The organism is Paenibacillus sp. PastM-3 (assembly GCF_029893965.1).
In the GTDB taxonomy this organism is placed as follows: Bacteria; Bacillota; Bacilli; order Paenibacillales; family Paenibacillaceae; genus Paenibacillus_AQ.
On sequence record NZ_JARXXP010000011.1, the window covers coordinates 1 to 24,498 of the forward strand.

At 51.3% G+C, this 24,498-nt stretch carries 29 protein-coding genes and 1 pseudogene; 6 read left to right on the forward strand and 24 right to left on the reverse strand.

Annotated elements, in window-relative coordinates:
* Positions 1-128: 128 nt before the first annotated feature.
* The 7 genes from M2108_RS16390 to M2108_RS16420 form a co-directional block, all read right to left on the reverse strand.
* A complete protein-coding gene (locus M2108_RS16390; RefSeq protein ID WP_277470465.1) occupies positions 129-1,721 on the reverse strand; it encodes a sensor domain-containing diguanylate cyclase in 1,593 nt (530 codons plus the stop codon).
* Between the two features lie 178 nt (positions 1,722-1,899).
* The gene (locus M2108_RS16395) at positions 1,900-2,448 is read right to left on the reverse strand and encodes a YfiT family bacillithiol transferase (protein WP_277470466.1); all 549 of its coding nucleotides are present in this window, start codon (positions 2,446-2,448) and stop codon (positions 1,900-1,902) included.
* Between the two features lie 33 nt (positions 2,449-2,481).
* Positions 2,482-3,156: an HAD family hydrolase gene (locus tag M2108_RS16400; protein WP_277470467.1), complete on the reverse strand. Its 675-nt coding sequence runs from the start codon at positions 3,154-3,156 to the stop codon at positions 2,482-2,484.
* Positions 3,153-4,790: a glycoside hydrolase family 9 protein gene (locus M2108_RS16405; RefSeq protein WP_277470468.1), complete on the reverse strand. Its 1,638-nt coding sequence runs from the start codon at positions 4,788-4,790 to the stop codon at positions 3,153-3,155. Before M2108_RS16405 ends, M2108_RS16400 begins: the two co-directional genes overlap by 4 nt.
* A complete protein-coding gene (locus M2108_RS16410; RefSeq protein ID WP_277470469.1) occupies positions 4,783-5,649 on the reverse strand; it encodes an HAD hydrolase family protein in 867 nt (288 codons plus the stop codon). Before M2108_RS16410 ends, M2108_RS16405 begins: the two co-directional genes overlap by 8 nt.
* A 200-nt stretch (positions 5,650-5,849) precedes the next feature.
* A complete protein-coding gene (locus M2108_RS16415) occupies positions 5,850-6,587 on the reverse strand; it encodes a GTP pyrophosphokinase (protein ID WP_277470610.1) in 738 nt (245 codons plus the stop codon).
* A gap of 169 nt (positions 6,588-6,756) precedes the next feature.
* Positions 6,757-7,743 carry an HD-GYP domain-containing protein gene (locus M2108_RS16420; protein ID WP_277470470.1) on the reverse strand — a complete coding sequence of 329 codons (987 nt, stop codon included), beginning with the start codon at positions 7,741-7,743 and terminating at the stop codon, positions 6,757-6,759.
* Between the two features lie 295 nt (positions 7,744-8,038).
* Between M2108_RS16420 and M2108_RS16425 the strand changes: the two genes are divergently transcribed.
* A complete protein-coding gene (locus M2108_RS16425) occupies positions 8,039-8,344 on the forward strand; it encodes a Dabb family protein (protein ID WP_277470471.1) in 306 nt (101 codons plus the stop codon).
* Between the two features lie 27 nt (positions 8,345-8,371).
* On the opposite strand, the gene lepB is transcribed toward M2108_RS16425, so the two are convergent.
* The 5 genes from lepB to M2108_RS16450 all read right to left on the reverse strand — a co-directional run bounded on the left by lepB (position 8,372) and on the right by M2108_RS16450 (position 12,090).
* Positions 8,372-8,869, reverse strand: coding sequence for a signal peptidase I (gene lepB, locus M2108_RS16430; RefSeq protein ID WP_277470472.1), 498 nt, complete (start codon positions 8,867-8,869; stop codon positions 8,372-8,374).
* A 40-nt stretch (positions 8,870-8,909) separates the two neighbouring features.
* The gene (locus M2108_RS16435) at positions 8,910-9,314 is read right to left on the reverse strand and encodes a DUF4265 domain-containing protein (protein WP_277506248.1); all 405 of its coding nucleotides are present in this window, start codon (positions 9,312-9,314) and stop codon (positions 8,910-8,912) included.
* A gap of 144 nt (positions 9,315-9,458) precedes the next feature.
* The gene (locus tag M2108_RS16440) at positions 9,459-10,511 is read right to left on the reverse strand and encodes a sensor histidine kinase (protein WP_277470474.1); all 1,053 of its coding nucleotides are present in this window, start codon (positions 10,509-10,511) and stop codon (positions 9,459-9,461) included.
* Positions 10,508-11,185 carry a response regulator transcription factor gene (locus M2108_RS16445; RefSeq protein WP_277470475.1) on the reverse strand — a complete coding sequence of 226 codons (678 nt, stop codon included), beginning with the start codon at positions 11,183-11,185 and terminating at the stop codon, positions 10,508-10,510. The genes M2108_RS16440 and M2108_RS16445 overlap by 4 nt, the downstream gene beginning before the upstream one ends.
* A gap of 38 nt (positions 11,186-11,223) precedes the next feature.
* Positions 11,224-12,090 (reverse strand): SDR family oxidoreductase, encoded by an 867-nt coding sequence (locus M2108_RS16450; RefSeq protein WP_277470476.1) that lies wholly within the window; start codon positions 12,088-12,090, stop codon positions 11,224-11,226.
* A gap of 226 nt (positions 12,091-12,316) precedes the next feature.
* On the opposite strand from M2108_RS16450, the gene M2108_RS16455 reads away from it, so the two are divergent.
* Entirely contained in the window at positions 12,317-13,099 is a 783-nt protein-coding gene (locus tag M2108_RS16455) for a hypothetical protein (RefSeq protein ID WP_280777102.1), read from the forward strand.
* Between the two features lie 30 nt (positions 13,100-13,129).
* Here M2108_RS16455 and M2108_RS16460 read toward each other — a convergent pair whose 3' ends face one another.
* The 7 genes from M2108_RS16460 to M2108_RS16490 form a co-directional block, all read right to left on the reverse strand.
* On the reverse strand, positions 13,130-13,924 hold the full coding sequence (locus M2108_RS16460; protein ID WP_277470611.1) for a lipid II flippase Amj family protein: 795 nt from the start codon (positions 13,922-13,924) through the stop codon (positions 13,130-13,132).
* A gap of 5 nt (positions 13,925-13,929) precedes the next feature.
* Positions 13,930-14,283, reverse strand: coding sequence for a ribosomal maturation YjgA family protein (locus M2108_RS16465; RefSeq protein ID WP_346780567.1), 354 nt, complete (start codon positions 14,281-14,283; stop codon positions 13,930-13,932).
* Complete coding sequence (locus M2108_RS16470) at positions 14,284-14,760, reverse strand: NUDIX domain-containing protein (RefSeq protein WP_277470478.1); 477 nt, start codon at positions 14,758-14,760, stop codon at positions 14,284-14,286. It abuts the gene before it with no gap.
* 181 nt (positions 14,761-14,941) lie between these two features.
* Entirely contained in the window at positions 14,942-15,514 is a 573-nt protein-coding gene (locus tag M2108_RS16475; RefSeq protein WP_277470479.1) for a putative ABC transporter permease, read from the reverse strand.
* 200 nt (positions 15,515-15,714) lie between these two features.
* Complete coding sequence (locus M2108_RS16480; protein WP_277470480.1) at positions 15,715-15,900, reverse strand: hypothetical protein; 186 nt, start codon at positions 15,898-15,900, stop codon at positions 15,715-15,717.
* A 187-nt stretch (positions 15,901-16,087) separates the two neighbouring features.
* Positions 16,088-16,261, reverse strand: coding sequence for a hypothetical protein (locus M2108_RS16485; RefSeq protein WP_167347609.1), 174 nt, complete (start codon positions 16,259-16,261; stop codon positions 16,088-16,090).
* A gap of 110 nt (positions 16,262-16,371) precedes the next feature.
* Positions 16,372-17,274, reverse strand: coding sequence for an ArsR/SmtB family transcription factor (locus M2108_RS16490; RefSeq protein WP_277470481.1), 903 nt, complete (start codon positions 17,272-17,274; stop codon positions 16,372-16,374).
* Positions 17,275-17,420: 146 nt separating this feature from the next.
* On the opposite strand from M2108_RS16490, the gene arfA reads away from it, so the two are divergent.
* The gene (gene arfA, locus M2108_RS16495; RefSeq protein ID WP_277470482.1) at positions 17,421-18,932 is read left to right on the forward strand and encodes an arabinosylfuranosidase ArfA; all 1,512 of its coding nucleotides are present in this window, start codon (positions 17,421-17,423) and stop codon (positions 18,930-18,932) included.
* 13 nt (positions 18,933-18,945) lie between these two features.
* Here arfA and M2108_RS16500 read toward each other — a convergent pair whose 3' ends face one another.
* The 4 genes and pseudogenes from M2108_RS16500 to M2108_RS16515 form a co-directional block, all read right to left on the reverse strand.
* Entirely contained in the window at positions 18,946-19,635 is a 690-nt protein-coding gene (locus M2108_RS16500; protein WP_277470483.1) for an LrgB family protein, read from the reverse strand.
* The gene (locus tag M2108_RS16505) at positions 19,632-20,048 is read right to left on the reverse strand and encodes a CidA/LrgA family protein (protein ID WP_277470484.1); all 417 of its coding nucleotides are present in this window, start codon (positions 20,046-20,048) and stop codon (positions 19,632-19,634) included. The genes M2108_RS16500 and M2108_RS16505 overlap by 4 nt, the downstream gene beginning before the upstream one ends.
* Positions 20,049-20,242: 194 nt before the next feature.
* Positions 20,243-20,428: pseudogene (locus M2108_RS16510) on the reverse strand (nitroreductase family protein); the annotation flags it as partial.
* A 103-nt stretch (positions 20,429-20,531) separates the two neighbouring features.
* The gene (locus tag M2108_RS16515; protein ID WP_277470485.1) at positions 20,532-20,930 is read right to left on the reverse strand and encodes a YkvA family protein; all 399 of its coding nucleotides are present in this window, start codon (positions 20,928-20,930) and stop codon (positions 20,532-20,534) included.
* Between the two features lie 121 nt (positions 20,931-21,051).
* On the opposite strand from M2108_RS16515, the gene M2108_RS16520 reads away from it, so the two are divergent.
* Complete coding sequence (locus tag M2108_RS16520; RefSeq protein ID WP_277506249.1) at positions 21,052-21,888, forward strand: sugar phosphate isomerase/epimerase family protein; 837 nt, start codon at positions 21,052-21,054, stop codon at positions 21,886-21,888.
* Positions 21,889-21,899: 11 nt separating this feature from the next.
* Here the strand turns inward: M2108_RS16520 and M2108_RS16525 are convergent, their stop codons facing one another.
* Positions 21,900-22,262 carry a DinB family protein gene (locus M2108_RS16525; RefSeq protein WP_277470613.1) on the reverse strand — a complete coding sequence of 121 codons (363 nt, stop codon included), beginning with the start codon at positions 22,260-22,262 and terminating at the stop codon, positions 21,900-21,902.
* Between the two features lie 210 nt (positions 22,263-22,472).
* Here M2108_RS16525 and M2108_RS16530 point away from each other — a divergent pair, with 210 nt between their 5' ends.
* A complete protein-coding gene (locus M2108_RS16530) occupies positions 22,473-23,009 on the forward strand; it encodes an RNA polymerase sigma factor (protein ID WP_277470487.1) in 537 nt (178 codons plus the stop codon).
* Complete coding sequence (locus M2108_RS16535) at positions 23,006-24,364, forward strand: DUF4850 domain-containing protein (protein ID WP_277470488.1); 1,359 nt, start codon at positions 23,006-23,008, stop codon at positions 24,362-24,364. Before M2108_RS16530 ends, M2108_RS16535 begins: the two co-directional genes overlap by 4 nt.
* Positions 24,365-24,498: the final 134 nt, after the last annotated feature.

The window sequence follows — 24,498 nt, forward strand, 5'->3', positions numbered from 1 at the left end:
GGACACCCTTGCCCTTGGCTAACGGTAGGCGCTTGCCAGCCCCCGTTCGGGACTTTCACCCTAGAGATGACGCCCATGCTGGGCGTACCACAAAAAGCATCTTTTCCGGGAAAAGATGCTCCTCTGCCTTATTCACCATATATAACCGTCAGGTTCCTTCCGTTATGCTTGGCTGTATACAAGGCCTCATCCGCCCTTCCCAGCAGCTCCTCCCGGTTTCTTCCATGCGTAGGGTAATGGGCAATGCCCTGTGAGGAGGTAACCGTCATCGGCAGGGGAACCTCCGTCACCTCCAGCGTCTTACGAATTCGTTCAGCCACGATGTAAGCATTCTCCGCCTTGGTCCGGGGAAGCAGCAGCACAAACTCCTCACCGCCGTAACGGGCACAGACATCGCCGGGACGGATGTTGGCTGCGAGAATATCAGCTACCCGGCGCAGCACCTCGTCACCGGCCAGATGGCCATACGTATCATTTACAAATTTGAATCTATCCACATCTAGAACAATAACTGAAAACGGAACTCTCGCGGCGATCCACTGGCTGATGCTGTTATCCAGCGCCCTGCGGTTCGTCAGGCCGGTTAGCAGATCTGTCCTCGCTTCCTGGGTCAGAAGATCTGTCTGCTTCTGGATATCTTTCAAGGCCAGCACCACAGCCGTTGTAAGCAGATCAACCTCACGGTTCCAATGAGGCTTCAGCTCGGGCAGCTCGACCTTTTCTTTGCCGATTCTGTTGACCAGGTCAGCAAGTACCACAAACGGCTTGGCCAGCTGATGTGCAAGGACAAATACACAGAACAGCAAAACGACGAACGGAACAAGGGTATACACTAATATTTTGTGCATATGCCCTAACAGCTGCTGCTGGATAGCGTCAGCCGGTGAAGCAACAACAACACCCCAGCCATTGGAGGGAACAGATGAAAAACCCGCAAGCATGGATACACCTTTAGTATTTTCCGCCTGCATACTGCCGCTCTTGCCCTGCATCAGCTGCGCGACAACCCTGTTTCTGGTTACATCCTCATTTAGTCTGCTGGTCTCCGGGTGATAAAGCAACCGTCCTTCTCTGCTGACGATATAGTAATAAGCCCCTGTCTCATCTATCTCATTGTTTCCGAAAATCATATTCAGAATATTGTAATCCTGGAGATAGACCGCGCCGACCAGCTGCCCCTGATAATATCTGTCTTTGTTATATAGCGGCTCACTCATTAAGAACAGCATCCTGCCGGTCGACGGGGCAATAAAAGGCGCCGAAAGATAAGAATTTTTTAGTCTGAGCATTTCTTTTATCTCGGGAGAAGAAATGTGCCGGCCTGCCATACCCAGATCTGAAGGTGAATTATTCAAAACATTCCCGTCGCCATCCATCAGAACAATCGAGTTAAAGTAATTGCTGGTGTTGCGCGTAAGCTCAAGATAAGCATCTATATTGGCCGGCGGTACGGCTCCCAGGTTGGCAATCTGGTCCGCACTGAAGAGCAGGCTGCTGCGCATCGAAAGGAACAGCGAGTCCACTGTCTTGCTCATTCTTTCCGCATTGGTGTAATTCAGATTAAGCGTTGTCTCTATAAGAGATTTCTTTTTGGACTGGTAGGAACCAATCAGCAGAATGGTTGTGGTTAACAGGAACACCAAAGTCACCAGTGCCATGAGCAGCAACGTGAGGCTGAGTTTCTTCCTGGGTCTGGGCTCTGCTCTTACTGGTCCGGGCATTTCTCTCAACCCCCTATTCAGCCGGACTTATTTGCTTTAATTATATACGATTGGAATGGAGAATCTACCTCCAGATTTCTTTTCCAGTTCCATTGCCGACTGCACATTATTGAAACGGCATACAAATCAAAGAGCAGGTGCCAGGGGAAGCCGCCGGCAGCCTGCTCTTTGGTATGATTCACCATCCGCTTCGCTGGATAAGCGAGATAATCTGGGCAGTATGGTGATTGTTATGCCAGATATATCTTTGCAGTGCAGCATCAAGGCTCAGCGTTCCAAGACCGGCACTCACAAAGCTCCGTTCGAAGTCAGCCTCCTGCAAAGAATTCAGCAAGGTCACGAACCGGCGGTTAAGACTGTCTATCAGCTGCAGCGAAGACTCCACCGGTTCACCTGTATAATCGCTTTGCTCAGCCCACAGATCCTGCCGGTAAGACGGAATCTGAGGCAGTTCCTCGGTCAGCCCTTTTTTGAAGCGGAGATAGGCGTACATCCCGGTATCTGCCAGGTGATGAACGACTTGCCTTACGGTCCACCCCCCTTCACGATAGGGAGTATTCAACTGCTCGGGAGTAAGCGGAAGCACTGCATCCTTTAATTCTGACGACAGCCGGCTGGTCTTCTGAATGTCCTGATTTCGTTCCTCCGTATTCAGATAGATCCTCGCCTCAAATCTTCCTGCAGGATAACACAAAAGTTCAAGCTCATCCGGTGTATATTCACTCATATTGTACGCCTCCTAATATAGAACTAATGCAGGCTATAAGAGGCCATAGCATTCATCCAGCGAAGCCACGGTATAATCCGGCTTCACCGTATGCTCCCAGCACGCTCCGGTCCGGTTAATCCAGCATGAAGTAATTCCTGCCCTTGCTGCCCCCAAAACATCTGACGGTGTATCTCCGATATGAATAATCTGCTCCGGTGCTGCTCCGTAATGGGTAATGACCTCATGGAACATAAGATTGCGGCTGTCGTTTTTGTAGGATTTGTACTTTTCAGAGGTAAATAGCGTGACAGGATAGTTCAGGTAGAATTCCGGAAGCATCAGGGTATCTGTATCACTGACAATGCAAACCTGATATTCCTGGCACACCTTTTCCATAAACCGTTCCGTATCTTCATACAAAGCAGACAGCCGATGCTGTGCAAACAGGATTTCTACAGCCTGCATGTCATCGAAATCCACCCCATGCTGCCGGAAAACCTGCCGGAAGCCGCGAGAGTATATCTCTTTACTGGTCCAAAAGCTTCCCTTCTCCCTAACCTCTGCCGCCGTTTCATAATAGCTTCGCAGCAGCAGGCTGCCAAGCTCCAAAGCCCGTTCTTCACTGTATTCGTGATTCAGAATAGGCCTCCATACATGCTCTCTCCGGCCTTCAATATTGACCAGCGTCTGAAACATATCCAGGCTGACTACGCTGTAACGGCTCATCCCTGCCAAGACCCGCCATTAAACCTCGCTGCCACAAATACAGCTGGAGAGTTCCAATAGATTGTAACCTCGTTCGTTGAGTAGCTGAGGTCATGATCGGCAAAGCACTGCGCGGCAGGCTTGCCCTGCAGATGCTCCCTGACATATTCATCATGCAGTCCGCGGTCCGGCCCGCCGGACACAAGCCCCGGAACCGGCTCCTCCACCCCGTCCCCCACAGACGGACGGTGATGTGGATGGCGGACCGGATGGTCACCGTAGCCGGTCACGTAGCTGATGTCCAGTACATTCCGGCCGAGCAGATAATGCAGATGATCCAGTGCACATTCCGCATAGGATGCCTCCCCGCTGAAGCGCTCTGCAGCCAGGAGCAGCATCGCATTATTCATTACCAGCATATTGCTGCCCCAAATGTAATCTTCTTCCCGCAAGGAGATGCGGTATCCGTCTTGTCGGCTTACCGCAGCCAGCCGGTCCGCCTCAGCCAGGAGTCCTTCCTGCAGTGTCCGGTATAATTCTTCATCCGTCTCATCCTTGCCGGTAAGCAGATAAGCAAATGTGCCGTAGCCGCCCATATCCGCCCAGCCCAGGGCGAATTTCGGGAAGGGCAGCCGGGCCAGCGCCTGAACAGCTTCGTGGTACATCTCTTCGCCCGTTGTCCGGTAGAGCTCAGCCGCGGCCCAGAAGCGTTCATCATGATCCACTTCATCACCGTATTCACCGGTGGATATTTCCGGTGGATTGGTGAAGCCCGGTTCCTCCGGATGCTGCACCAGCCATTGCCAGGCTGCCTCTGCCGCCGCCAGGCAGCGTGCCGCAAAGTCCTCATTCCAAGGCTTATAAATTCTTGCAGCCATTGCCATCACTCCAGCGAAGTCTCCGGTGGCCGCCGCCGATACCGGCGAGAAAAACAGCCCGTCCGTATCATCCTCCGGCATCACGTCAAGCCCGGGAAAGCTTGCGGTGGTCAGCTTGTGATACACGCCGCCGGCAGCCTCCTGCATCTTGAACAGCCAGTCCAGCTCAACCTTGCATTCCAGCAGCACATCTGGCGTTTTGCCGTCGGTTTCAGGCAGTGTGAAGCGATCCGTAAATGCAGCAGGATACCATTCAAAGGCAAGCAGCAGGTCGGCAACAGCCTTGGCCCCCGGACCGGAATACTTGCCGTAATCCCCGGCATCATGCCAGCCTCCGCTGCTGTCCAGCTTCAGGCCGGGCTGGCCAATTACAGCCCCCTCAGCCAGATGGCAGGCTGCGTGCCCCCAAGATCCGGCATATTCTCCGCCCAGCTCCACACCGCAGCGGTAGAAATAAAAGGCTTTCAACAATCCTTGCTGCAGCTCCTCAAAAGGACGCTCTCTAATAACAAACTCAGCAGAAACCGTCCCGTCCTCTGCTTCAATGAGATAGCTGCCGGAATCCGTAACCGCAGAAAAATCTCCTGTATGCACATCAGCACCGCTGGTCTTGTCCCAAGCTGCTGCAGATGTCACTCCGCTGTACACGGCTGTACGGGTTTTGGCATCCAGCACCCGGAACTGATGCTCCCCGCCCGTAAACAGGGCAATCTTGCTCCCTTTTGCCGGATATCCAATCTGATTCACTGTAATTGCGCGGATAATGTGTTCACTCACCTGATACACGCTCCCTTTTTAATTTCAGTGTCTGCTCCAGATATGCTCCTACACCATCTTCATTATTGGAGCCAATTACATCATGTGCAAGAGCCTTGAGCTCCGGCTGGGCATTCTGCACAGCTATTCCCCGGCCGGCTGCCGAGAACAGCCCAAAATCATTAATATGATCACCGAATACAGTGATGTTGCCTGTCTCAACGCCCACATGCTGTGCCCACAATTTCAGCCCTTCACTCTTGTTGCCCCTTGGATGGCTGAATTCAAGAAAGTAATGATCCTCTATGTATATGTCCTTCATGAAATGGACCTGCAGCTGATTCCCGAACCGCTCCTGCACCGCCTGGCGGATTGGCTGAAGCTCCTCAAGCAAACCGATGTAGCTGATAATCAGTGTCCTGAAGCCGTCAGGACATTCCAGCTTGTTCACTTCCCGGAACCGTTTGTCCCCCGGCCGGCTGTTAAAGAACTGTACCTCACCGCTTCTCGACAGCGGTTCATGCAGCACACGTTCACAGTCCGCTTCATCCAGTGAGAAATAATATGGTGAAATGCCGCCCAGCTCCCGTCCGAGAGCGATAATTTCCCCGGAGATAACGGGGTCCAGCCAATATCCGTCGATTACTTTGCCGTTGATCCCGTCATAGATCAGCGCCCCGTTATACAGAATCAGCGGATATTTCCAGGGTATCTGCGAAACCGCACGGGTTGAGCTGACATACCCTCTGGCCGTTGCATAACTGATTATAGCGCCTTGATCAAGCGCTTCTGTAATTACCTGCACTGTATAGTCTGTAAGCTTCTGTTCCGAGGTGAGCAGTGTTCCGTCCAGATCCGTAATATAGGCCTCTGTTATCATACATCCTCCTACAAGTTTTGATAGCATTGCTGCACTGGAATATCAGCGCAAAACTGCTCCGGAAGCATTCACTTCGTTTTGATAGCAGCTGCTGCACTGGAATATCAGCGCAAAACTGCTCCGGAAGCATTCACTTCGTTTTGATAGCAGCTGCTACATATACAAAACATGCTATACGATGCGGCTGACTACCGCTGTGATTATTCGCCCAGCAGCTTCATAAAGCCGGCAGGCAGATTGAACTGCTGGTTATTAATCATGATCCGCTGGAACTCTATGGAATCCTCATCCGCCTGGGCATCCTTAATTTCCTGAATCTCCCGGTGCAGGCGTTCCATCTGCAGATCCAGCTCGTTCGCTTTTATGGCTGCATTCTTCAGCTCAAGGGTCAAGTGTTCAGGAACAGACTGGCTATACTTATAGAAAATTTTATGCTCGAGGCTGGCCCAGAAGTCCATGGCAATGGTACGGATCTGAACCTCTACACATACTAGCTCTGTACAGTCTGACAGGAACACCGGCACTTCCACCAGCAGGTGAAGACTCTGGTAACCGTTCGGCTTAGGGTTCTTAATATAATCCTTCACCTGCAGCACTTTCAGGTCATCCTGCTTCTGCAGCATCTCGCTGACCTGATAGATATCTGAAATGAATGAACACGTGATCCGGAGGCCCGCAATGTCCTTGATGCTTGATCTTACCGCATCCAGGGAGAACGGTTTGTTTTTGCGCAGCATTTTGTTCATAATGCTCTCCGGGGATTTGATGCGGGACTTGGTATGTTCGATCGGGCTATAGTCATGTAGCATCTGAAATTCCTGCTTCAGGATTTCTATCTTGGTCTCAATTTCTTCCAGAGCGAACTTGTAAATCATCATAAACCGGGTCAGCTCATACTTGATCTGCTTAAAATTCTCAATCTGGTTGCCAGCGTTCATCTTCATTTCTCCTCTTTCTGCTGCCAATAGGATTGGCAGGTTCTCTATTAATCATAGCCAGTCAGCCGGAGGAATTCAAATATGCCCAAAATGTAAAAAAAGCCGCCCTAGTCCCGCACAGGGCCTGAAGGGTGACTTTATTTGAGTATAGCTGCGTGATTAACCGGGCTTATACCAGAACCTCATCAACAGTCAAAGTGCGTTCCCGGGACAAGTCCCTGTAACCCTCATTCACTTTAATCAGCGGCTTAAAAATATCCAGGGCATTGTTCATTACAATAGTGCCGGTCTCCCCGTTACTGAGCTGCACAGTCTTTCCTACAAAGCCCGGCAGAAGATGGCCGGTTAAAGCCTGAACCACATTGCCGTTCAGTCTGCCGAAGCCCCATTCATGCACCTGGCGCAACACACTTACCAGTCCCTGCTTGGGCCGGCTGAGTCTGGAGGTGGTCAGCTTCATATATATATCGGCGACTGTAACGATCTCCGTATACGGATGCAGCTCGTTCTTGAGGCTACCTGCAGAATGAGCGGAGCTGCTCTCATAGTCATGATGCTGCAGCGCAACCAGCGCTGTGGCTTCATCCTGCATCGAGCTGCGGATGATATCGTAGCCGTAGGCGGTATGGCGTTTCAGTTCTTCTATTTCCTCAGCCGACAGCAGGCCGGGATTGTTCAGGATGGACAAGGATACCTGGCTCTTGCCGATATCATGCAGATAGCCGGCACGGCTGATCCGGTAACATTCCTCTTTGGAGTGCCCCAGCCATTTGGCAATATAGTAAGACAGCAGGCCCACCTGAAGCGAGTGCTGGTATGTATCAATATCTTCGCGGTCAAGCAGGAGCAGCAGAGAGACCACATCCTTTTGCTTATCCAGAGTCTCCAGCAGCGGCTGCAGCGTAGCATCCACCAGAGCCGGAGTGAAGCATCCCTGGGACAATGCCTCCAGAAAAGTCGCCTCATAATTCATAATGACCTGGTCGAATTCATTATGCAGCCCATGTCCGGGCTCCTCAGCACTTTCGTACAGTTCACGGACCTGAATCGATACGTAATCGACCCTGTGTCTGATCAGCAGGGAAATTTCTTCACGCGTGACGACAGTCCCGCCTGGCAGTATATGCAAGCCTACACGATTGAAAGTGTCAGTCATGAGGCGGTCACCTGGTTTCAAATCTGTGACATGAACCTTCAAGTTGCAGCACTCCTTTTAAATTACAAATAATGAAACCTTATCTTCTTTGATCATAGCCAAATGCCCTCCTGGTAACAATATGGTTAAAGTCACATTCATTGGTCCGGCCTAGTTCTAATGTAACCCTACTTTAGCCGCGCTTTAATCCAGAGTCGTTATAGTGTTGTTAAGCGAAGTCTTTTCTCATATCTATCTTTATTGCTGTAATCAATAGTATAATCAATTCCAGTTCTTTCAGTTGAGGAGGTTCATTATGTTCGAGCATTTGGTTGTATTTAAGTTTAACAGCAGCTTTAACCCGGAGCAGGAGCAGCAGCTGGTACAGGCACTTCTGGGTCTGAAGGATCAGATTCCGGGAATTATCGGATTAACGGCAGGTGGGAATGTAACCGAGGAGACGGAGAATATCCATGGTTATACGCTGGGGCTCCGTGTGACCTTTACAGATCAGGAAGCCCTGCGCGCATACGGGCCGCATCCGGCCCACCAGCAATTTGTAGCCATGCTTGAGGGGATTATTGAGAGTGTTGTTGTAGTGGATTATCCTGTACAGGTCTGATTCCGGGCAGGCCGGAAGGTAGCGTCTCTAAAAGATATCGTTCACATCGGCAAGCACCTTGCCGACCAGCTGATCCTTGGCTACAAACGGAGTCGGCCACAAATGGGCATCATAGCTGACATTCCGGTTGTCGCCAAGGAAGAAATAATGCTCTTCCGGCACGGTAACCGGTCCGAAGGTATAGGTCATCGTTTCCTTCAGATACGGCTCATCAATCTTGCTGCCGTTCCGGTAAAGTGCCCCGTCCTTGATCTCAATCGTATCACCCGGCAGTCCGATCAGCCGTTTTACATAACGTTTCCCTTCCTCGCCGGGTACCGGCGGGTAGAAAACAACGATATCACCATGCGCAAGCTTCGTCATCCAGAGCATTTTTTCCACAAACAGCCTGTCATTCACCTCAATTGTCGGGACCATGGAATCCGTCGGGACTCTCATCGCTTCAGCAACATACGACCGGATAAACAAGGACAGGATTACACCCAGCGCGATACTGGGCAGCCACTGCTTCAGAATTTTTTTCATATTGGCCCTCCGCTTGTCCGATTTAGATATAAAGTTGGAATTAGAGTTCAAACTTAGCTAATATCCGTGACATTTCAGCCTCGACATCAACTGCAGTGCCCTTCTGGATATGTATAACAAGAAAGCCTCCAAAAATATGTTCATAACGCCCGCCATTTTCCTTGACCGTCTGCTTCAGCGCTGAAATCTCTCTTGAACCCGCCGCTTCCTTGCTGAGCAGCCAGGCATACCGCTGATAGGCTGATTTCTGCACAGTCTCCACATAATAGGAGATCCCCTGCTTCTCCTTGACCCGGATAATATCTCCGAGCGTTATGCCCGGGTTAAAAATCGGCGTCTCTTCAATCCTGTATTTGTCCTGCGCTACTGGAGTCACATCAATTACTTCTATCTCACGCCCTGACTCGTCAAAACAGATATGCAGCCCTACTGTATCCGGCATCATACACCTCAATTCTTAACAAAATCCGTGAACCTTCATTGTATTCAAACTTTCATAGTTTGGCAATGAGCGTGATCAACGGACCGCTGCCTACGGGCTGCTTTCATAACACCTCCTTCCGGTTACGCTTATTATATACAAGCAAGGTTACATCCCGGGTATCAGCCCGTTTAATTCCGGGTTACTTTTAGGTGAAGCTTTGCCAATCGTTACACTTGTACCATTTATATCCGATGTAAATTCAGCCTTCAGCCTCATTTTTGCCAGCATATAACTTACCGCCGACAAACCGATCCCCGCCCCGCGCTCATAAGCTGAGTTCTCCATCCCCGGTCCTTTGTCCGCAACAAGGATTACTTCTTTTTCTATATCCACCGCGATGTTTACATATTTTCCGTCTGCCGCATGCCGAATAATATTCTGAAATAAATTATCCAGCACCCGTGTCAGCCATTTAGGGTCTGCTTCCCAATAAAAAGTCTTCTCAGCCGGCAAATCAGCATCGATCTGGATGTCCTGTTCTTCAAACACAGCGTACCAGGCAGCAACAGATGCTCTTACCAATCGTGTAATATCGGTTGAAGCAGGCTCAAAAGGATGTTTCCCTGAAGTAAGCAGGGTATAGGAAAACAAATCGTCCATCAGCTCTCCGGCTCTTGTAATCGTATGGTCCATCTCGGCTAACGAGCTTTGTCCTTCTGAACTGATTGATTCTTTATTTAATCTGGTAACATGTCCTCTCAATATGGTCAGCGGTGTCCGCAAATCATGTGATAAATTCGCAATGAGCCGGTGGCGCAATAATTCCTCTTCCCGTTCCCGCGTGCGGCTGTCTTCAAGCTGCTGAATCATCCAGTTGAAAGAGCTGCCTAACTGATCTATTTCATCCATACGGTCACTTTGAACAGTTACGGATTGTGGAAACGAGTTATGTTTAGCCGAAAATGCCATGGCTTCCTGTAAGCTGGTCAGTCGTTTGCGGAGCTTCAGGAAAAACAGCCAGGATATCAGAACAAAGGCAACAATAATAAAGCCAAACACAAACAGTACTGTATAAAATTGATTTAACGTATTCAGATTTACTTCATTGACAGAAACCCCGACAAACGCTGAGAGAACAATAAGCACCATAGGAGGAAAAAAGATAAACATAAAATGGACTTTCAGATAACGGCGGAATAACGACCTGTCCTGTTTCATAGCTTCACCCGGTAGCCGATTCCCTTCAGCGTTTCAATAATCTCCGGTGAATCCGGATTACGCTCCAGCTTTTGACGCAGTCTGCGGATGTGTACCATCAACGTTTTATCGCCTGTAATATAAGCTTCTTCCCAAACAGCCTCATAAATTTGTTCCTTCGGCAGAACCTGATTCGGATGGCGTAAAAAATACATTAAAATCTGATGCTGCTTCCCAGTCAAAATAATCTCTTCACCGTTGCGTTTGTCAAAGATCAGCTGGAGCTGCGGATCAACTTCAATATGTTCACCTAATAAAATCCGTCCTGAACTTGTTCCGCTGCTGCGACGTATTAATACTTCTAATCTTGCAACCAGTTCATCCGTGTGGAACGGTTTCGTTAAATAGTCATCCGCGAATTGTAGCCCCTCTACCTTATCATCTATTGATGTCCGGGCAGTTAACAGCAAGATAGGAACGGCAGGAGCCGCCTTTTTTAAGCGTCTGCCCACAGTGAATCCGTCCAAACCCGGCAGCATAATGTCCAAAATCACAATTTCATGCTGCTTTACTTCCTGTTCAGCGCCTTCGCCGGAAAGCAGCCACTGAACTGAAAATCCCCGCTGCTCCAATTCTTCCTTTACCCAGCCGCCAATCTTCTCGTTATCTTCAATGTATAAAATATTTCTTTTCAAGTCATACCCTTCTCTCTATATGGGGAGATGTACACCATCTATTTCATCCCCGCCAGGGATTTGGCAATGAAGCGTTCGAGCGTTTTCCAGGGGAGCAGGATTTTGCCGATGATCAGGCCGTGAATACCCTTGCCGACCGGATAGCGCAGCTTGGGAGAACGCTTCCGGACAAGTCTTCCGATCAGTTCTGCTACCTGTGCAGGATCCGGCGCTGTTTCTGCAGTCCTACGGGAGTAGCTAAGCACCTGCTCCAGCTGCTTTTTGTAAGGAGAAGCGTCACTGGTGCGGATGCCCTCCATCCCTTTGCCCCAGATCGGTGTACGGAAGGAGCCGGGTTCGACCAGAATGACCCTGATCCCAAAAGGCAGCAGCTCCTGGCGCAGACTTTCGCTGAAGCCCTCCACTGCAAACTTGGATGCGGCATACGGCGCATAGCCGGGAAAGCCGAACAGGCCGCTCACACTGCTGACATTGATAATGCAGCCTTCACGCTGTCCGCGCATAACCGGCAAAACAGCCTTGGTAACCTCCACCAGACCGAAAAAATTCGTATCCATCTGCCGCCGCCACTCCTCCATGCTTACTTCTTCCGTGAAGCCGCCAACAGCGAAGCCTGCATTATTCACCAGCACATCAATCACTCCGAAGCGCTCGGTAACCGTTGATACGGCCGCTTCAATGGAGTCTGATCGCGTAACATCCATCGTCACCAGATGAATTCTCTTCGTTACTCCGGCCGCATCCGCCTGGCGGAGCAGCTCGTCCTTGCGCTGCAGATCACGCATACACGCAACCACCTGATATCCCTGGCCAGCCAGCCTGACTGCCGTCAGCAGCCCGAAACCGCTGGATGTTCCCGTAATCAGCGCGACTTGATCACGGGCTTCTTCATGTATTTGATTCATTTAAGCCTCCTGTGCTGTGACTGGTCACTTCTATTCAATATTCTGTATTGTTGCAATGGCGAACTGGTGTTCTTTTATCTCTTGACTTCCCAATAAATTCAAGCTATAGTGTGTATAAATTATACATGTTGAGCGGGCGAAGCACCTCGCAGGACAGGCATCTATGCCTTTCTTGGGGGTGCTTTTTGGCGTTCGCTGATAACATGCAGAAATGGAGATGATTGAAATGAACATTCCTTCTATGACAAGCAGAATCCGCAGCCTTACTGTCCTGCTGGTCATTCTGGCGGTTCTATCCGGGAACGCCCCCCGGGCTGCCGCAGCCTCTGACTGGGATGAGGGACTTGACCAGATTAATGACCTGTACGGCAGCTACATCAGCCTGCAGGCCTTTGTTAAGGCTGAGAGCAAGCGCAATCAGGAGCTGCGCAAGCAGAACACAGCCGATCTCGCTGCCGTTAATGTAAGGCTTCAGGCAACCGACAAGAGTCTGCTGAGCCTGCTCAAGTCAGAGGCTGATGCTACCAGGAAGAAGCATGCTGCACTGCTGGAGCAATATGCTTCGCTGGGCAAACAAGCTGCTGCTGCACGTAAAGCGGGCAATCTCAAGAGCGCTACTTCATTCGATCTGAAGCGCAATAAATTGAAGGCTGCTGCGACTGCAGCGCGGGTTGAGATTAAGAGTAAGAATACGGCGCTTACCGAAGCTACAAGTGCTGCTGCTGCGAAGAACAAGCCTGCCAAAGATGCTTTGTCGCCTGTATCCGGATTAAGAAAGCAAATCACTGCCGGGAACAAGCAGATCAGCGAAGCTCAGGCTCTCCGCTCAGAAGCGGACAAACAATATAAGGCTGCAGTAAAGGCAGGAGACGCTGTTACTGCTGCAGCCGGAATGAAGCTTTCCTGCGCCCGGATGACGGAAATCCGTACTTATCTGCAGCAGGTCTATGTACTTGAGCAGAAGATTACTGCGGCACTCCGGCTTGCCGAATCCAGGCTTCCGGAATGAAGATCTCTGGGCTGAAGCCTGCAGGCTCTGTCAGATCAGCTGAACCATCCAGCTGATGAAATAGGCTGCCGGCTCAAATACAAGCTGGCCGAGCAATGTTCCGAGAACTCTGGAGAACATTAGCAGAACATAGATTTTCCCTAGCTGGTCACGATACTCTACACTCTCTGTAGCCTTATGGGTGATAATCCCCAGCTGCGGATCAATAAAGATGGTCAGCAGAATCGTAGCCAGACCGTTGATCAGCCCTGAAGCGTTCGAGGCGGTGGCAAGCAGCTGGGGAGACAGATGGCCAGCATACAGGGAAGACAATACACCGACAGTATAGAATCCCGTGACGAAGATGTTCATAATAATGAACCGCTTGGGGATGCCGAGATACCGGAAGCTGGGCAGCTGCAGGCCGGGCCGTTTGAAATATTTGCGGGTGTTCTTGAGCTGCTCCACTGTCACGCTGCTGAGCAGCTTGGGAATGGAGCCCTCTATCTCCAGCCTGGAAATCACCCTGCTGAACAGGCCGACAAAGGTCGGGAATAGCGCAATTGCAATCAGAGTACCCAGGGTGGAAGCGAGCATAATAATCCGCAGATAATTGCCGAGCGGAAAGCTTGGATCTTGATTGTTGGAGTAGTCCACAAATTTGGCTGTCAGCGGGGCCTGAATCATATTGGCTGTTCTTGAGATCAGTACAATAATACCGGTCAGGGATAAGGCAATCGCAATCTTGTTCAGCTTCACACCGGCAAAACGGATCGAATAGGATAACGTTTCTGCCGTATTAATGATCAGAGTCAGCAGGCATACCACGATTAAGCTGTTGGTCATGGTCATTAGGAAATCTCATCTCCATCAAGCTTATTTATCACGGGTGAAGCTCTGTTCAGGCACCAGCGGTCCAGTATACAGGCTCCGCAGATTCCTGCTGTATAGCGCACCAGGTCGATCCAGAGGAACCCTCTGCCCAGAATCAGCCCGCCAGGCAGCGTAGCCCGTACTTCGTTAATCCATGCTGACTGGTACAGCTGGCTGAACTCGATGCTGAAGCTGAACAGCATACTCAGCCCCAGCGCAACTGCCATTGAACACCGGCTGAGCAGCAGGCGGAATCCGAAATTCACCATTGCCGCCCATAACGCATCTCCCAGATGGGCTGCGGCAAATTCAGGCAGATACTCAACAAGAATCTACTCGAATATTGCCGGCTGAGCTTCGCCTGACGGTCTCCTGAACAGCTCAGGCGGATAAGGAATGGCGATCTGCGGCAGCTCTTCTTCGCTGAAGAACCTGAGCTCCTCACACTCTCCGTCCATATTTCTTGGTGTACCCTTGACGATAGTACACTCGAATACAGTAACAGAGTACTCGACACGGTCACCATTACTGTACTCATAGGCATATTTTGCCCCGCCGAATACGCCGCTGACTCTTAATGGGGTTACCATTAGCCCAGTCTCCTCGAACACCTCGCGGCGCACTGCCCTGGACGGAGTCTCCCCGGGCTCAACTGCACCGGCCGGCAGACCCCACAGCGTTTCTCCGCTTTTGCGGACGAAGAGAATCTCATAGGCGTCATTACGAATGACTGCAGCTACAGACGGCATCATCAGCAGGCTTGTACCTATCCGGCTGCGCAGCTCACGGTAATAATCAGATATCGGCATGATAACGTCCCCCTCTATTTTGTACTAATGTATGATAATAAAGGTTCAGGAAGTACAGCACCCTCTATCTATATTAGACATCACATACCCCGGTTCCTTGCAGGCATGCCAAATAAGGACCTTCCTTTGCCGCATGGTCAAAGAAAGGTCCTGAATTTTAACATGTCCTTATGATTAGACGTTAGCCTTCACCATGCTCCAGTTCAGCCAGGCTGCGCCTGCGTATCCGGAAAGTCCAGAGCATATCGGCCAGGAACATCACAGCAATCAGCGGCAGAGCAGGCAACCACACAGGCTCCATTAAAGGGTACAGCAGCTCGATCAGCGGGTGAAGCGCATAGATGCATCCGGCAGACAATACCCACCAGTACAGTGAAAATTTAAGGCAGATGTGACCGTGGAGCTGGCGGGGCATGTCCGAGTAATCCCACCATTGCCTGCGGAAAAAGGTCTTGAGCAGCCAGCCGCTGGCGTATTCGACCAGTGACGGAATAATCAGCGCCAGCAGCAGGTACACGGGAAGCGGCAGCTCCAGCCTTTGAACCGACAGCAGCAGCAGCGGAGCAAAGCCATACATCGGTTTAACCGGCCCCTTTAGAAACCCTTCTTTGCGGAAGGTTCCCCGGCTGTAGAGATTATATGTCCCTTCAAGGACCCAGCCCAAGAAGGAGTAGACTGCAAAGTAAAAGAAATACTGGCCTGCCGCCGCAAAAGCAGAATCGCTTCCAGGCGACAACAGCGGAAAAAGATTCACAGGCACTGCCTCCCTCACTGTAAGTTTAGTTTTATACAGATGGTTCCGGGAGGTAGTATGCCATTGCTCCTTTCATCTTATACAAGAGACTTTTATATTAGTGCTAACCAAAAAGATGTCCCCGCAGCCTTTAAATCACGGCTACATGGGACATCTCCTTGTCATCCTTAACTTTGTCTGAAAACTGAACACTGTAGGGTTCACTCCTTCTGCTGCTGTTCCTTTACAAGCTGTGCCGTTAAAGGACTGTCATGCTGTTTTCTCAGGGCCTCCAGCGAAACTTCACTGCGCACGCCAAAGTCCGAGCCGTACTTTTTCTCGAAATGGCCTGCGAGAGCCTCTCCCCGCTTTTGCCTGTACCTGCCGTTATCGTTCCGACTACGCATTTCTTTACCTCCCTCAAGTTCAATTGCCTGAGTCCCGGGAAATCTGCGCTGCTGTGCTGAATGATGAAGACTAATGGCTGTACTTGACCTGAGTATACAACAGGCACCACGCAATACTCAATACACCATGTGCCATGTACGTAGAAACAGGCTGTCCTATAGGACAGCCTGCCTTGAGTGCATATCTTTAGTTTTTGGGAAGCGGGTCCGGATGGGCGGATTCCGCAGGTTTGGCTACCCAGTCATCAGCCTCCGGCTCAATATCCACGCCGTTCTCCATCTTCTTGCGTTCTGCCAGCGAGTCACCATCTTTATTTTCTTTATTGCGGAGATCCGCTTCGTTCTGAATGTGATCCGTCATGTGAATTCCTCCTCAGGCTTAACAGTTTTTTGTTCACTTAGTTATAGTTACCCGTAAGACTGATTTGCAAACATAAATTCTGAGTAAGAAGGTTCATAGACCGCTTCACTTTATTCATAATAAACCCTGAACACGATATCCTGCTCGTAATTGCCGAAGCCCCGTCCGTACAGCGTCAGCCCGCCCCGCCTTCGGGTTGAGTCTTCTGCCGTCAGCCTGAACGTCCACTGGTCCTTCTGCCAGCATACATCATCCAGGGTTACGGATGAAATCTGCTGTCCGTCTATATAGGTTCCTCTGCGGTTCACCCGCAGCACCTTCAGCAGCCCGTACTGGTTCACATCGGAATTCCACCAGGAAGGAGTAAGACGTCCGCGCATCACCCCGAAGTCGCCGGGACTTGTCCATTTGCCCAGATCATGCCCGTTCAGCGCAAACAGAATCTCCGAAGGCCATTTTTCATTAACATTAGGCGCTTCTGAACCCAGCTCCAGGGATATTTCAATTTCCTGAACCTTCTGGTCCATAAACAGATAATTAGGCACTTTATATTCGGCATAACCTTTAGCAAACCACAGAATGCCCGCATCAACCCGCTCGGGATCAAGAAAATAACGCGGATCATCATAGTATCCGATCAGCTTGTCGGTTGTGGCAATTCCGCAGGTCGGGGAGGCCTGTAAATCTGTATAATGCCCCACCGGAACGGATACCTCAACCACTTTACGGGCAATGCCCTTCGCCCCCGATAATTTGATCTGCAGAAAATTAGCCGACAGGGAGCAGTATTTATAGGTTCCGCCGTCAATCCGTTTCATCTGCGAGCTGACAATTCCGGCCTTCTGCAGCTTGGAGACATGCGAGCTGACGATAGCGCTGCTGAGATACAGCCTTTCGGCCAGCTCTTTAATATGCATCTCTTCCGTACCCAGCAGATCAATGATCCGGAGCCTGACCTCACTGGCCAGCGCTTCATACACTTTTAGCGATTCTGAATCAGTAGTTAAGTACATCCTTATCCTCTACCCCTCTTGGATTAGTAATTATATTAATCCTAAAGATTTATATTGCCTATTTTAACGCATAATTCGTATTATGTAATCATATAAAGATTAATTAATTAACAAAATCATTAATCCATCTCAAAGGAGCTGCACTGATGACAATAAAATCGACAATGATCGTTGACAAGGATTTCAGACTGGGTGAAGTTGACCCGAGAGTTTACGGTTCCTTCATTGAACATCTTGGCCGGGCTGTGTACGGCGGTATTTATGAACCCGGACACCCGACTGCCGATGAGGACGGCTTCCGCGGAGACGCCCTGCAGGCTATCCGTTCGCTGAATGTTCCGATTATCCGCTATCCGGGCGGCAACTTTGTCTCCGGCTATAACTGGGAAGACGGTGTCGGACCCAAGGAAGAGCGTAAGCGCTCTCTTGAATTGGCCTGGTGGGTTACAGAAACCAATCAGGTCGGCACCAATGAATTCGCCAAGTGGGCGAAGCTGGTCGGCTCTGAAGTTATGATGGCGGTAAACCTGGGCACACGCGGCATCGACGCAGCCCGTAATCTGGTGGAGTACTGTAACCATCCGTCAGGATCTTACTACAGTGATCTGCGGATATCCCACGGGGTTAAAGACCCGCACAACTTCAAAACCTGGTGTCTTGGGAATGAGATGGACGGACCGTGGCAGATCGGTGCCAAAACAGCGGTTGAATATGGCAGACTTGCTAACGAAACGGCCAAGGCTATGCGCTGGGTTGATCCTAACCTGGAGCTTGTCGCCTGCGGCAGCTCGGGCAGAAGCATGGCTACCTTTGCCGAATGGGAAGCTACTGTGCTTGATCTCAGCTATGACAATGTAGACTTCCTGTCCCTGCATACTTATTACAATAACAATGAAGGCGATACTCCGAATTTCCTGGCCAGCTCGCTGGATCTGGATCAGTTCATCGACAGTGTAGCCGCTGTGTGCGACTATATCAAGGCCAAAAAGAAAAGCAAGAAGAAAATTTACCTCTCGCTTGATGAATGGAATGTATGGAAGTCCCAGGGGTCCAGCCGCGCCGAAACCTACTGGCAGGTAGCTCCGCCGGAATTTGAGGATGTATACAATCTCGAGGATGCGCTTGTGGTGGGCTGCTGCCTGATCAGTCTCCTCAAGCATGCTGACCGTGTGAAAATGGCCTGCATTGCCCAGCTGATCAATGTCATCGCGCCAATCATGACCGAGAACGGCGGACCGCTGTGGCTGCAAACAACATTCTATCCTTATATGCATGCTTCACAGTTCGGCCGGGGAACCGTCCTTCACCCGCTCATTACCAGCCCGAAATATGATTCCAAGGACTTCACAGATGTCCCTTACCTTGAAGCAGTCAGCGTATACAATGAAGAGCTGGGCGAAGTTACTGTATTCGCTGTGAACAGACACCTGAGCGAAGGTATGGAATTCTCAGTTGATCTGCGCAGCTTCGGCGAAGCCTCTGTCATTCAGCACACAGTGCTTGAGCATGAAGATTTGTATGCAGCCAACACGCGCCAGAATCCGGGCAACGTATTGCCGCATGACCGCGGAAATGCTGCTGCAGACGGCGGGCGCGTGAGCGCGGTGCTGCCGAAGGCCTCCTGGAACGTAATCCGCCTGAAGGTTAAAGCTGAATAGCAGCCGGTAATAGCTAGTGATACATGATCCAGACGACGAGCGGCGAAACAATGGAGCCGACAATGGCACAGACGGTCATGGCAACAGAGCTCATAGAGACGGACTGCTCACCATATTCCAGCGCTTTGGCAGTGCCGAGCGCATGGGATGCGGTGCCCAGCCCGATGCCGATGCCGGACTCGCTGCGGATTCTGAACAGCTTGATGATGTATGGCCCGCCGATTGCCCCGGTGAAGCCGGCAATCATCACGAATACGGAGGTCAGTGAAGAATCTCCGCCCAGGCTGCCGGAAATTTGAATCGCAACGGCCGTCGTAATGGACTTGGGCAGAATAGAGAGCACATAAATTTTGGAGAAGCCCAGACCGGCTGCCAGCAGCAGGCCGCTAAGCATGCCAACCAGCAGGCCGGTCACAGTTCCTCCCAGCACCGCCGGCAGATTCTCCCGCAGCACATGCCGCTGCTTATACAGCGGGTAAGCCAGTGAGACAACAGCAGGCCCGAGCAGCCGGTTGATCCATTCGCCGCCGATCATGTATGTATCATACGAAATATCGAATCCGAGCAGTAGTACCACCACCGTAAAGGTGGCCGTCAGAGCAGGTAAAAGGACAGGCAGACGGTACCGTTTGTACAGCATAGCCATGAACAGATAAATGGCAATATTAAACAGGATGAATCCTGCGGCAAGCAGCAGTCTCATGCGCCCTTCCTCTTTTCATTCAGGTTCTTGGCAGGAAGGCTTTGTCTCGCGGCACGGCTTGCGCTAAAGCCGGCGATCCACTCGCTGGTATGGGCAGTCACAACCATTGTGATCACACTGCTGACAACCAGAACCGCAATGAGCAGCAGGCCGCGGCCGCTGAAGATATCCAGATGGTTCATAATCCCGGCGGTTGCCGGAATGAAGAACATGGGCAGGTAGGCCAGGATAAACGACGAGCCGTTTTCAATCAGCTTAACAGGTACAATTTTTAACAATAAGAGTACAAAGAGCAATAACAAGCCGACGATGCTGCCGGGAACGGGCAGATGCAGCAGCTTCTGCAGAACATCGCCTGCCAGATAGAACACATACAGTACTCCGACCTCGGCTATAACACGGATTATTTTCATGTTGCAGGAATCCCTTCAGTCTAAATTAAGTATATCACCGGTAACCGTTACCTTCTTAGACTAGCGGCCTTTCAGCAAATTTTCAATTGTTTTTCGCACCTTCTCAATATTTTCACAAATAAGAAAAACCTCTCTGCAAGGAAGGCGCACGCAGCACCGGCTTCTGCGAAGAGGTTTTTTGTCATGTTATTATCTTATACCCACTGAATAACCTGTCCGGCAGTCTGTCTTGTTTTGGCGCGGGGTTCAGCTTTCCGGTATCCGAAGGCGACCATGCAGGCGAGGCCGAAGTGCTCACGGTCCAGAATACCTTCAGCTTCCAGCGTCTGCTCAATCAGCTCCATGTTGAAGCCTTCAATCGGGCAGGAATCGATGCCGATCATCCATTTAATGAGGGATTGGGGCGAGGCCTATTTAGACCAAGCAGCTTTCCGGCGAAAAGGACAGCCGCAGCCGGCAGGAAGCCGGTGCAGGGGGGCAGGCTTAACGCCGTGCCCCTTCTGCTTTTGGTTCATCATCAAAAAACTGCTCCGACTTCTCCCGGTGCTCCTCGGTCACCTGACCGGCAATTGCCCGGACACCGGCAGCTATGATTGCTGCATCATCGGTCAGGCCTAGCCCGATAAACGCATCCGGAATAGCATCAATAGGAGCGATGAAGTAAGCCAGTGCGCCGAAAGCTATACCCTTGGCCCAGAGCGGCGTTTTGGCATCAATGGCACAGTAATACATGGCAACCGCATCCTTCGTAAAGGGGATTTTACCGGCGAACTTTTTCATTTTACGCCAGAAATCCTTTTTGACGATCTGCTCATTCTCCTTGCTGTACTTAAATTCCTCCGCCTTCAGCACCATCGGCAGCTTATCATTTTCCAGTTCCATATCAATCCCTCCCACTGTCAATTACCCTAATCAGCGCTATTTTGTCGCGGGTTAGAAGTTGCAAGTATATGAAAGCGTAATTATTATTAATAGGTATACGCATTTATTATAATAAAAGGAGATGTTACCCATTCGCTTCGGAACTTTGGCCCATACGGCAGGTTACCTGCCCCTAGACACCCTGGTTTCCACTCTGCAGGCTCATGACATTGACTTCGTGCAGCTCGCCTTGACCAAAGCTATACAGGATATTGATCTTTCTCCGGGCAGGTTCAGCCCCGCGCTGGCTAATTATATCGGTGAAAAATTCGACAAGGCAGGCATCCGCATCGGCGTGCTCGGCTGCTACATTGACCCGATTAACCCGGACCCGGCAATACGCAGGGCTGAGATTAACCGTTTCAAGGAGCATCTGCGCTTCGCCAAGCAGTTCGGGGCACCTATGGTAGCCACCGAAAGCGGGGGCTTAACCACCTATCAGTCGGCTGATCCGGTACGCTATGAGGAAATCGGCTGGCAGACCTTCAGGTCTACTCTGGAGGAATTGGCCGAAGAAGCGGAAAAGTGGGGGGTGTTCGTCGGTATCGAAGGCGTCAGCACACACACGCTGGCTTCCCCGCAGCATATGCGCCGTATTCTGGACGAGGTGCCTTCCAGCAGCATCGGCGTCGTATTCGACCCCTGCAATCTGATTGGACAGGAAGTCAGCCGTCAGGATGAGATTGTGGACAGCTCCCTCGACCTGTTCGGTGACCGGATCATTCTCGCTCATCTGAAGGATATTTATGCGGGCAGCGAGGGTTACCGCCATGGCGTTCCGGGCGGCGGGCTGTTCCACACGGCTGACTTCTTCAGGAAGCTTCAGGCACGCAAGCCGATGCTTGATGTGTCACTGGAAGAGATCACGCTGCCGGTATTTAACGAAACGGTTGCCCTGCTGCACAGCCTGCGCAGCTAGTGCTGTAAGCTTCAAGTATAGTGCTTCCAGGCCAGCAGATGCTCATCTTCATCCTGCAGCCATCTTGAGGCGTACACAATCTGACCGGTGTGGTAGGCGTAATGCTCTGCCGCACCGATCAGGATTTTCTGAATACTCCAGCTGTATCCTTCCATTCCCGAGTCTTCCGGATAATTGACGGTTACAATCCGCTCAAGATCTCCGGCTGTAAGCTTTAGGGCCACTGACCGGCTCTCCTGCCTCACATTCCTCATCAAGGCGATCAGCTCCTCCTTACTATATCCGCCTGATTGCAGCAGCTCGCCCGGCCTGTCTCTAAGGGTAGGCAAGCCTCCTATTGCAATGACTAAATGCTGATGCTCACTTCCCGCGATATGCGCTGCAGGCTGTTTTCTTCATTGCGGACAATCATACATAAGATATGGATATGCAGCCCTGCCGTTTTGCAACCCTGATCCTACCTATGCTGCTGCCGGATACCGCCGATATCCTCTGCGGAATAGGCCGGGCAAAAAGTTTCTTTAAAAAAAAGCAACTTTTTCTGCTGCAGAAGGGTCAATGTTATAGAGACTGGGGGGCAAGGCATGTCAATGGAGCGGAATGAAGTCGCCACGATGAGCGCTGGCGCATTAAAAACACTGATGGAAACCTATGGTGAGGATGTCTGGAATTATGCCTTCTTCCTGTCGCGCAGCAGCAGTGCAGCCGACGATATCGCGCAGGAGACCTTCATCCGGGCTTATAAATATATGCATGCTTTCCGGGGCGAAGCTTCGGTAAAAACCTGGCTGCTGCGGATTACCCGCAACCGCTGGTACACGTACCGCAGCAGCAGCTTCATGAAACGGGTAACGTTACAGGCAGAGCCGGATTCCGCTCGTACAGAGCAGTCCGCTGAGGATGCCGTTATGGATGAATCACTAAGCAGTGAAATCTGGCAGTTGGTTCTCCGGCTGCCCCGGAAATACCGTGAAATTCTGATGCTGCATGCCCATTATGAAATGTCTATGGAAGAGCTGGCCCATACCCTTAACATCAGCCTGTCAGCTGCCAAGTCGAGACTGCGCCGGGCACGGCAAAAAGCAAGTGAATGCTGGGATAAGGAGCTGAACCGCTTATGAGTAAATTACCGCAGGACTGGGAGCAGAGGCTTAAGGAAAAGCCGTTCACCGGGAAGCATTTCACCGGACAGCTGCAGCAGAATGTGAATGAGCGTCTGAACAATCCGCCAGCCCGGAAGCTGCGCGGCTGGACTTATGCTGCTGCCTTGCTGCCACTGCTTGTGCTGATAGTGGTGATCGGCTATAGCAGCGGCAGCTTCAGCAGTGCACCGGCCTTGCCGGATCACGGTTCAATTGCTGACGGGGAAAATCCCGGCGACGCCGGATCCGCTGGCACACCGGCGGCCATACTCTCCTTTCCTTCAGCAGACACTGCCGGCGGAACTGTGCAACTACCGCTTGTTACTGTGCTTGCCCGTCCCAGTGTGGATAGCGGCTTCCCGGCAGTGGAAAATCCGGTTCCTCCTCTGCCGGAAATGACTTTTCCGCTCTCTGCCGCGATGGCAGGCCTGCTGCAGGCGTCGCTGATCTACGGGGCAGACGGCAAAGACAGCTATCTGCTGCTTTCGCCTGCCGGCTGGGAAGCGTCTGCGGTTATCGGCGCCAACGGCTCCTATGGCGCAACCTTCCAGGACCCGTCCGATCCGTCACAGACGCTGGCCTACTCTGATACTAACTGGAGCTGCCAGGGCTGTGCGGTTGGCAATATCGGGCTGTATTTTCCGGAACAAGCAGGCTGGGCGGAGGATCAGGGTTTTCCTGTCTACGTGCCGCTGGAATTCACTAAGCAGCAGGTACTGGGTACTGAAGGGGCGGCTGCACGTACAGCACGCTATGCCCTGCAGCCGGACCAGGACGGGCTGCAGGCCGACGGGGCGGCTTACTATGAAGAAGGAAGCTGGGGGCATGTCTTCCGCAGGCTGGAGCTCAGCCACTCCTCCAATACTTCAGAAAATGATACATTGGAGAGCATCATGGGCTTTTTCGCAGCCAATCACGGGGCGATGCTTCTGTCCGGGGCCAGTCCGGATCCAACCAGCGACCTGTTAGCCGCCCTTGAGCAGCAAGGCCTCCGGCTTACCTTCGTAGGTTCCGGTGAAGAGCATATGTTCAACAAAGAGCTGGCCGGTGTATGGCCTGCAGAGCAGCTTATCGACTATGAAGGGCCGCTGACCATTTCCGACCGTCTGTCGATCTACACTTATGAAAGTGCGGAAGCATGTGCCGACGGGCTAGAGGCGCTGAAGCTGGAGATTAACCGCACCACCTATGACGGAGGGGCCCGTAACTATCCGCACGCCTTCAGAGGCGGCAACTTCCTGGTTGTGTATTGGATGGGTCCGGGCGGCGAAGGCGGCTTCAAATATGACAAGGCGATAAAGACGGCCCTGGCCGGATTCAACAGCAGTGAATAGCCAATAATATACAGGCGGCGCAGTACTGAAAATAGTGCTGCGCTTTTTTGACGACGATAGCGGTGTTTTTTGTTATAATATCGTAGTGCAAGCAGAAACGGCTCTGCCGTCAATAAGGGCGGCAGCTATTTCTG